We start from the raw sequence: 9,617 nt of genomic DNA on the forward strand, positions 1-9,617 counted from the left end.
CAGTCTGGAGCATTTCTTTTGGTTAGTAGCCTTAAGAACGGTGGAGACATCGTTAACAATCCCAAGTGGCATTGTTATGCAACAAGGGTGGTACCGCGATTATTAGCTCGTCCCTTTTTTGAGGGAGGGGCTTTTTTTGATTTTGAAATAAAAAGGAGATGGCAGGATGAATATTTTAGATGAGTTGGAGTGGCGTGGTTTAATCAATCAAGTGACAGATCGTGAAGGGTTAGCGAAATTATTGGACTCTCAAACGGTTACATTATATTGTGGTTTTGACCCGACGGCAGATAGTCTTCATATCGGTCACCTCGTACCGATTGTTATGCTGAAAAGATTCCAGAAAGCAGGACACAAGCCGATTGCGTTGGTTGGTGGCGGTACAGGAATGATTGGAGACCCAAGTGGCCGTTCTTCTGAGCGTTCCCTGAACAGTAAAGAAGTTGTTATGGGATTTGCGGAAAGTATCCAAAAGCAGATTGGAAAGTTAGTTAATTTTGGAGAAGGGGAGAACCCTGTCGTTTCACGTAATAATTACGACTGGTTAAGCAATTTGACTTTCATCGAAGTGCTGCGTGATGCAGGAAAGCATTTCAGCATCAATTACATGCTAGCGAAAGAATCCGTTTCATCCCGGATTGAAACAGGAATCACGTACACGGAGTTCAGTTATATGTTGCTGCAATCCATTGATTTTATGAAGCTCTATGAGGAAGAAAACTGTCAACTTCAAATTGGCGGAAGTGACCAGTGGGGGAATATTACTGCAGGAATGGAGCTCATTCGTCGTACGAGAGAGAATCCGGAAGAAGAGGATGTCAAAGTATTCGGTTTGACTGTCCCTTTAATTACAAAAGCTGATGGAACAAAATTTGGAAAATCTGCCGGTAATGCAATTTGGCTGGACCCGGAAAAAACGACTCCATACGAATTTTACCAGTTCTGGATCAACACAGATGACAGGGATGTTGTGAAATTCTTACGTTACTTCACCTTCCTTTCCAAAGAAGAAATTGAAGAGCTGGAAAAAGAGGTTGAAACTCAACCAGAAAAACGCGTAGCCCAAAAACGTTTAGCGGAGGAAATGACCATCCTCGTGCATAGTAAGGAAGCTTTACAACAAGCAATTAAAATATCTGATGCATTATTCAGCGGGAACATTAAAGAATTAACAGTAGAAGAGATTGAGCAAGGATTTAAAGATGTCCCAACACACCAATTGGAAAAAACGGACATTGGTTTAGTTGACTTGCTCGTACAAGCGAAAATCTCTCCATCAAAACGTCAAGCAAGAGAAGATATTCAAAATGGTGCAATTTATATTAACGGTGAAAGGCAGCAAGATACGAATTATGAAGTAACTGCTGCAGATCGTATTGGTGATGTATTTACCGTTATCCGAAGAGGGAAAAAGAAATATACGTTAATTGATTTCAGCTAATTAAGTGAAAACAGCCTGTGAGTGGATCAACCCACAGGCTGTTTTCTTTTTACTATTAAATTTAAAATGCAGGAGAGAGGAGGATTAGTTAGCTTTAGATTTCAAAGTGATCAATAGGACCAATCGACATACCTCATTGCATTTTCACAAATTAGTCATGTCATCCAGTTGAAAATGGCATTTTTAGTTGGTAGAGTTAAATTAGGGACATTGTAGATTAGTTTGTTTTAACGTGTACCCACTTACAGATTGAATAATCCATCCCTATTATGGGTAGGTATGGATTATTCAATCTGTGTATGCAATTTCATTAGTTTGGAAAAATTAATGACCAGCAAAATATTGGAGGTTGTTTTATTGAAGAAAATTACAATACTAGTTGTTATGGCGTTGCTATTATTACTAGCTGCTTGTGGAAATGAAGAGAGCGGGGAAGAGGAATTAGCAACGTTGGAAGTTGAATTTATTGTACCAGAAACTGCAGAACCTGGTGAAACAGTCCAGTTGGAAGCTATTGTATCTTATGGTGATGAGATGGTAGAAGATGCTGATGAAGTAATGTTTGAATATTGGGTTCAAGGTAATGAAACAGATAGTACAAATGTGGAAGGAATACATACATCTAATGGAAGTTATACTGCGGAAGTTGAATTTGCAGAAGATGGAATTTATGAGTTGTATGCCCATACTACGGCAAGAGGCCAGCATACGATGCCGTTAAAATCTATAGCGGTTGGTGATGCTGAAGAAGCGGTACACCAGGATGAAGAACATGTAGAACACAAACATTCTGATGGATTCCAACTTCATTTTTCCAACCCGGAAAATATTCAAGCAGGAGACGATACAGATTTAATTGTTCACCTTCAGTTGGAGGGTGAGGAATTAGAAAACGCAAACGTCCGCTTTGAAATACTACCCGAACAAGGTGAACATATAGCTTGGGTTGACGCCAATGAAACGAAACCAGGTGAATATGCCGCAGTTCATGAATTTTCAGAAGCAGGTACATATTCGATTGTCATCCATGTTGAAGATGATGCAGATCTTCATGAGCATGAAGAGTATACCATTGAAGTACAATAATTGGTGTCTAAGCTGATAGCGAATGAAAAACCTTAATATCCTTTCATAGGGTGTTAAGGTTTTTTCAATATAAAAACCTCCTCGAACACTAAAGTGAAAGAGGAGGTAATCATTAATTCTATTAACGTGAGTAGAACTCAACGATAAGAGCTTCGTTAATTTCCGCTGGAAGCTCAGAACGCTCTGGGTAACGTGAGTACGTACCTTCTAATTTCTCTGCGTCGAATGTAGTATACTCTGGTACGAAGTTGTTTACTTCTATTGCTTCTTTCACGATTTCAAGATTTCTTGAACGCTCGCGTAAGCCGATTGTTTGGCCTGGAGCAACTGAGTAAGATGGAATGTCAACACGACGACCATCAACTAAAACGTGACCATGGTTTACAAGCTGACGAGCTTGTCTACGTGTACGAGCTAGACCTAAACGGTAAACAAGGTTATCAAGACGAGACTCAAGAAGAATCATGAAGTTCTCACCGTGGATCCCTTTCATTTTACCAGCTTTGTTGAATAGGTTACGGAATTGACGTTCGTTCAATCCGTACATGAAACGTAGTTTTTGCTTCTCTTGAAGCTGTAAAGCATACTCAGAAAGCTTTTTTCTTTGGTTCGGACCATGTTGTCCAGGAGCGTAAGGACGCTTATCTAATTCCTTACCAGTTCCAGTTAATGAAATGCCAAAACGTCGAGATTTTTTCCATACAGGACCTGTATAACGTGACATAGACATTTCCTCCTTTGATTTAAATTTGTATAAAGTTAAATCACCACGTCAATTACACTGGCTAGTTTGTTTTCTTGTACCATCGCTCCAGCAGCAGAGAGTTACACGATACACCCTTAAACTTTCTTTATCAAAGTAAGGAACAAACTAGTTACAATGAATCGAGCGCTAAGGCTACCTTAAATTTACACAAAGACTATTATATAAGTATTAGCTCTGAAAGTCAACAAAGATTTAACTTTGTTCTATTGAAGTCTTTATCATTTTAATTATACTATGATTGCTTATAGGTTTTAAAAGTAATATTTTGGGAAAAGAGTATATTTAGCATGGGAATTTCGCACTACTTCGTGTATAATAAATATCAAATATATAAATCTGTTGGTTCGGCTGAACTTTTATTGAAGAATAACGTGCCAAACCGTTATGGGAGAGGAAAGAAACGGATATATCGAAAGCAATAGAAGCTTATAATTTAAATGATTAAAACCACATTTATAGTAATAAAGGACTATTTGATGAAGAGAGAATAGCTTTATCATAATAAATAGGTGATTAAATGGATAGCTCAAAACAACTTCAATTCATGTATTTTAACATTCTTTCAGATTTATTCGAACAGAAAACCTGGGATGACACAATTATTGATTACATACTAAAAGAAATATGTGGGCATATTGAGGCGGATTTTCTTGCAGCTTACGTGCATTTCGATAAGTCTGAGTCATTTCGATTATTGGGATCCTATTATGAAGATATTGTTATGTTTATGCCGAAAAATTTTGTTGCTGATGAGGTTATCATACCGGAAAGCTTTTTTCATGAAAACAAGAGGCCAAAACATGTAGACCTTCTTCAGATACAACTCAGGGGAATGGGGAAACTTTTATTTATTTATTCCAAAGAAACTCCATTACCCGAACATTTTCTAGCTACATTTAAAAAGGAAACAGAGAAATTATTCTCAATAATAGCTCAAACCTGGGAAAATGCCCAGAGGAGCAAAAATAATAAATTCTTACAAGAATTAAGTGAGAAGTTATTAAAGGCGAATGATAAGAACGATGTGTTGCGGGATATTACAAAAGCGTTGGAACAACTTTATGGTGATGCAGAATACCATTTGATTCTGACTCAGGAGTATGGAAATACTCCTTCACTGCCTATCAGAGTTATGGAATATAAAGATGAAAATCCAATTTCGATGAGTACCCAGGTTTTTATGACTGGAGAATTCCAAATTGAAATTTTAAAAGAACAATCAAAAAAGATGATCTATGCTCCGTTGACAGGTGAACAGAGTGTTTATGGTGTTCTCGAAATCATCGTGCCCATTGAGAGCTATTTATGGAAGGAAGATATTCTTTTAATAGAAGAGATTGCAGCATTATCAGGCAAAGCGTTAGAAAAAACTATTTTATATGAAGACTCATTAATGCAAGTATCCAACCTAACGTTGATAAATGAAGTAAATCATAAACTGAATTCCACAAGCGAACTGTCGGAACTTACAGAAATCATCCGTACTCAAATTATGGAAATCACAGAAGCAAGTGAAGTCGGTTTTATTTATCTTGATGAAGAATCTAATGTTGAAATTGAAATTTTGGAAGGCAGCTCAGAGTTGTTTAAGGTGGGGAATGGAAGCGGTATTGTAAGCCTATATAAAGAGAAAATCTTGCAGAAGTCTGATGCGGTCTTCAATGGTAAAGCAGAGGAGTTGCGAAGTTATGGCTATCAGTCGGTAATGGTTATTCCAATGGAATACTCGGGTCTTAGTATGGGATTTACGATTATCCTTCACGAAGATACGTATCATTTTTCGTTTGAGAGTTTTAAATTGGTGGAATCGATGATGCAGCATTCTGCCTTGGCCATCTCTAATACTATTCTAAAGGAAAGATTACAGCGGACTCTCATTACTGATTTCCTTACTCAATTGTATACAAGAAGGTATCTGGAAGAAAGGATCAACACTCATTTAGAGAGTGGTTCGAGTGGTGTTCTTCTTTTATTTGATATTGATGATTTCAAAAGTGTAAATGACACCTATGGGCACCATGTGGGTGATGTGGTATTGAAGCAAGTTGCTGCAATCATGGAGAACAAGATAGGGAACAAAGGAATCGTATCAAGGTGGGGCGGAGAAGAGATCGCTATTTATTTACCCGAGATGGATTGTGAACAAGGAAAGCAATATGCAAATGATATTCGAAAGCTTATAAGGGAAGGTACTGAACCAGCGATTACTGTTTCTTGTGGAATTTCCAACTGGAAAAGAACCGAACAGTATAATCAGAAAAGCTTGTTTATACGCGCCGATGAAGCATTGTACAGAGCGAAATCTAAAGGAAAGAATTGTGTGATCATACAATAAAAACGAGCAGCCTCCTTAGAGTTGCTCGTTTTATGTTATAGATATTGACTCAATGCATCTACAAACTTTTCGAGATATAATTGGTCCGTTTCATCGAATCTTTCTTTAATCGGACTGTCAATATCTAGCACACCATAGATTTCACCATTGATGATCATTGGTACAACTATCTCTGAGTTGCTCGCAGCATCACAGGCAATGTGACCAGGAAATGCATGTACATCAGGAACAAGTTGGGTTTTCTTTTCTTTTATTGCTGTACCACAAACACCTCTACCATAAGGGATGCGTACACACGCAGGCAACCCTTGGAAAGGACCAAGTACAAGCTCTTCATCTTTCCATAAATAGAAGCCAACCCAGTTCACTTCGTCGAGAAATTGATTGAGAAGGCTGGCAGCATTCGCGAGAAGTGCAATTTGATCTTTTTCATCTTCAGATAATGCATGAAGCTGTTTAATTAACAGTTCATATCCTTTCATACGGTCGTCTGAATAAGTGACTTGTTGAAACATAATCATCCCCCTATAGAATTATAAATAGTTTTTCTCCGAAGATTCCAGTAGAATGAAACTTACAATGCAGTATTCGACATTGCTAAGAATCCTGTCGAGCGAAAGTAACAGGAAATCTAGAAAGTTTGTCGTATTGGAAAAGTAAGGAGTTGAGTATGATGAAAAAAAACCTATCAAAACAAAAAGTGATCCATGCAGCTTCCACTCTGTTTTTCCAAAAAGGCTTCCATGGTACTTCCGTTCGCGATATTGCCGAGAAAGCTAAAGTTAATGTCTCATCCGTAAGCTACTATTTCAACGGCAAACAAGGATTATTGGAATATGCTGTGACCGCATATTATGAAGAATACTTAGAAAAAGTGGAAGAATGCCTTAAAGTGACAGAGAATCAATCTGCTATAGAACGGCTGAACAAATTGATTTTTACAATTATACAATACAAGCAATCAAAACTGCAATTGACATGCTTCATTCAGCGTGAGTTGACACTCGATTCCATATTTGTCCGAGAAATGACTGTAACATATCTTGCGAAAGAAAATTACTATATCCGCTCTACTTTTTTCTCAGCGTTAGAAGGTAAGAAACTGCCGGGTGATCAAAAGGATTATCTATTACTGCAGCTGAAAGGTATGCTGATTACTCCATATATATTACACAATGAATGGAAAGATCGAGTGATTGGGGAATATTCTCGTGAGGTTTTTGTAAAAAAATATGTGGCTACGATTCAAAAATGGCTGAAATTCATTGTCGGAATTTGACAACTAATCGCCATTTTTCTATAAAATCCATAAAAAGAAGACAAAATTTTGTTTTTCTTAGCCAAAGTTACTAGATACATGCTATTATTAGTATTATATCGTAACTTATATTAAAAAAAATATATACTTTTTATTTACAACATCTGAATGTATAGGTATAAATCCTCTTGTTGGATTGGGGTAGGAGGTACGCTATGGAGTTATTCATTGGAATTATTTTAGCAATAATTGTATTAATCATCATCGGTTTAATCCTGCGTAAAAGAGTTTATGATAACGTAGATAGGCTGGAAGCGTGGAAATTGGATATTATGGGGCGGAATGTTGCTGGTGAATTGAGCAAAATCAAAAATCTCAATTTATCAGGGGAAACTCAAGTTAAGTTCGAAGCGTGGAAGGAACGCTGGGACTATATTGTGAGTAAAGAGCTGGCCGATATCGAAGAACATTTACTCGATGCGGAAGATGCTGCCGATTACTTCAGAATTCCAAAGGCTAAAAAAGTATTGAAAGAAACGGAGACAATTCTCCAATCGATTGAAGCAAGTATTGAAAGTATTTTAAATGAGCTTCATGATCTGCTGGAATCAGAAAAATCAAGCAGAATTGAGATAGAAGCTGTAGAACCATCCATCAAAGATCTACGAAGACACATCTCTCAGAATCGCTATCAATTTGCTAAAGCCGATCGGTATTTTGACGGCAGACTCGACGAATTGGAAGAAAAATTAAAGAGGTTCCATGAAGAAAGTGATTCAGGGAACTATATGGAAGCTAAGAATATTGTGATTGAAATAAAAGCAGAACTGGAGGAATTGGAAGAGAAAATAACCGCATTTCCTCCTCTATACAAAAAAGCCAAGCACGAGCTCTCTTCACAACTTGATCAACTGCTCTCAGGTATGAAAGAGATGAAACAAGAAGGGTATTTCATTGAACACTTGAATTTTGAAAAAGAAATACGTACATATCAGGAAAGACTTACGAATTGTATGCAGCTGCTTGAAGAAGGAAACTTAGCAGAGGGCAATGAGATACTTAATGAAGTGGAAGAGAGAATTGCTGAAATGTATGAGCAATTGGAACAAGAAGCTTTGGCCAAGAGTTACCTCGAACAGTATATACCATCCTATAAAGATGCAGTAACATCCCTTTATAACTCCTTCGCTGAAACGAAAGAAGAAGTTGAGGAATTGAAGAAAGCCTACTATGTAGAAGATGAAGAACTGGAAAAGTTCCTTGCAGTAGATAAGAAAACGCAAAGTTTAAAAGATGAGTTGGAAGAAATCTTAGTACAGCTAGAGACAAATGGATTAGCACATAGTGAAATACGGAGAAGAGTTGAAACAAGTCTCGAGCAGATAGATGAATTGAAGGAGAAACACACATCTTTTAGAGAAAGTATTCAGACACTGAGAAAAGATGAACTGATGGCCAAAGATAAACTAGTGCAAATGCGAGAGCAAATTATGAATTTACATCGACGTTTACGTAAAAGTAACATCCCGGGAGTACCAACTTACATTTGGACTAGTCTTGAAGAGGCCCAACAAAAGAACAAAAAGGTGCTGGAAGCACTGGAACAGCATCCATTGGATACTGGGGCCGTTCATCGAACATTATTGGAAGCGGAAGGCTCCATTGAACAAGCAAGCGAACAGATCGAAGTGATGCTTGATCAGGCATATTTGACAGAACGTGTCATTCAATATGCGAACCGATATCGTAGCCGTAACCCGATTCTTTCTGCAGAACTTCATGAAGCAGAACGATTATTCCGTAACTACGAATACGAACTATCATTGGAAAAAGCGGCTAAAGCTATAGAGCAAGTGGAACCAGGAGCTTTAAAGCGCATTGAAGAATCTCAGCTAGTTATGAACGATTAAAACTATTAAGATTGAAAGTTATTGTCACTGACTTTGAGGGCTGTAGTAAAAGGGGACTCCTTTTACTACAGCCTTTTGTTTTAATCGTGTTCATAGAAATGATTAACCCGATAGTCTTTACTTAACAGCTGTTTTATATACAAAACCCTTGTTTTTTTAGCTGGAATGCATTAAGATGCTTAAGGTATAATTCAGCGATTAATAAACGTTTTAGAATAGAGAACACTTATTAAAGACCTGCGGTGATATGTCAAGAGTAAAATAAATGATTATTGAGTTATCAAGGTTCAATTATCTTAAAAAAGGCAGCACTAAACTAACCCAGTAATATTTACAGAATTTACTGGATATTGTCAGAAGGATTTAGAAGCTAATCATGCTTCATGTATGTACGCTCCTTTCGGCGTGTAAATTTGGTTTTTGCGTAGTAGCGCATCCACCAAACGCACAAGTTTTCTTGCAGTTAAGACGAGGGCTCTTTTGTGTTGATGCTTTGGTACTTCATCGTACTTTTTCGCGTAATACTCTTTGTATTCAGGAACGTGTCTTCTTACCGAGTTGGCGGCTTCAACAAGGTAATAACGGAGATACTGATTTCCATTACGCGATAACGATGTATCGTCAGCTGTAAAGCGACCGGATTGATGCTTTCGCCAATAAAGACCTGCATACTTGGCGATCTTTGTTTCATCTGCGAAGCGTTCAATCTGTCCAATTTCAGCTTGAATACCGGCAGCTAATACTGGTCCGATGCCAGGGATAGACTGTAGCGTTTGCGGCAAACCTTTCATGATTCGCTCGATGGATTTATCCAGTTCTTT

General features: G+C 37.7%; 8 protein-coding genes and 1 other annotated feature (1 of these 9 running past the window's edge). Of the genes, 5 read left to right on the forward strand and 3 right to left on the reverse strand.

What is annotated here, in order from left to right; all coding sequences use genetic code 11:
• Positions 1-118, forward strand: a binding site (T-box leader); it begins 92 nt to the left of the window's first position.
• A 48-nt stretch (positions 119-166) separates the two neighbouring features.
• Both tyrS and M3210_RS03800 read left to right on the forward strand, forming a co-directional pair.
• Positions 167-1,441 (forward strand): tyrosine--tRNA ligase, encoded by a 1,275-nt coding sequence (tyrS, locus tag M3210_RS03795; protein WP_251511672.1) that lies wholly within the window; start codon positions 167-169, stop codon positions 1,439-1,441.
• Positions 1,442-1,798: 357 nt separating this feature from the next.
• On the forward strand, positions 1,799-2,527 hold the full coding sequence (locus tag M3210_RS03800; RefSeq protein ID WP_251511676.1) for a FixH family protein: 729 nt from the start codon (positions 1,799-1,801) through the stop codon (positions 2,525-2,527).
• 121 nt (positions 2,528-2,648) lie between these two features.
• Here M3210_RS03800 and rpsD read toward each other — a convergent pair whose 3' ends face one another.
• Positions 2,649-3,251: a 30S ribosomal protein S4 gene (rpsD, locus tag M3210_RS03805; RefSeq protein WP_251511680.1), complete on the reverse strand. Its 603-nt coding sequence runs from the start codon at positions 3,249-3,251 to the stop codon at positions 2,649-2,651.
• A gap of 559 nt (positions 3,252-3,810) precedes the next feature.
• Between rpsD and M3210_RS03810 the strand changes: the two genes are divergently transcribed.
• Positions 3,811-5,628, forward strand: coding sequence for a sensor domain-containing diguanylate cyclase (locus tag M3210_RS03810; protein ID WP_251511685.1), 1,818 nt, complete (start codon positions 3,811-3,813; stop codon positions 5,626-5,628).
• Between the two features lie 35 nt (positions 5,629-5,663).
• Here the strand turns inward: M3210_RS03810 and M3210_RS03815 are convergent, their stop codons facing one another.
• Positions 5,664-6,143 carry a GAF domain-containing protein gene (locus M3210_RS03815; RefSeq protein WP_251511688.1) on the reverse strand — a complete coding sequence of 160 codons (480 nt, stop codon included), beginning with the start codon at positions 6,141-6,143 and terminating at the stop codon, positions 5,664-5,666.
• Positions 6,144-6,301: 158 nt separating this feature from the next.
• Between M3210_RS03815 and refZ the strand changes: the two genes are divergently transcribed.
• Both refZ and ezrA read left to right on the forward strand, forming a co-directional pair.
• Entirely contained in the window at positions 6,302-6,907 is a 606-nt protein-coding gene (gene refZ, locus M3210_RS03820; protein WP_251511692.1) for a forespore capture DNA-binding protein RefZ, read from the forward strand.
• A 194-nt stretch (positions 6,908-7,101) separates the two neighbouring features.
• Positions 7,102-8,796, forward strand: coding sequence for a septation ring formation regulator EzrA (ezrA, locus tag M3210_RS03825; RefSeq protein WP_251511696.1), 1,695 nt, complete (start codon positions 7,102-7,104; stop codon positions 8,794-8,796).
• A 374-nt stretch (positions 8,797-9,170) separates the two neighbouring features.
• On the opposite strand, the gene M3210_RS03830 is transcribed toward ezrA, so the two are convergent.
• Positions 9,171-9,617 (reverse strand): transposase (locus tag M3210_RS03830; RefSeq protein ID WP_251511699.1); only part of this gene is annotated, 447 nt, incomplete at its 5' end.

Origin of the sequence: Oceanobacillus luteolus, assembly GCF_023715655.1 — a bacterium.
Classification (GTDB): Bacteria; Bacillota; Bacilli; order Bacillales; family Amphibacillaceae; genus Oceanobacillus; species Oceanobacillus luteolus.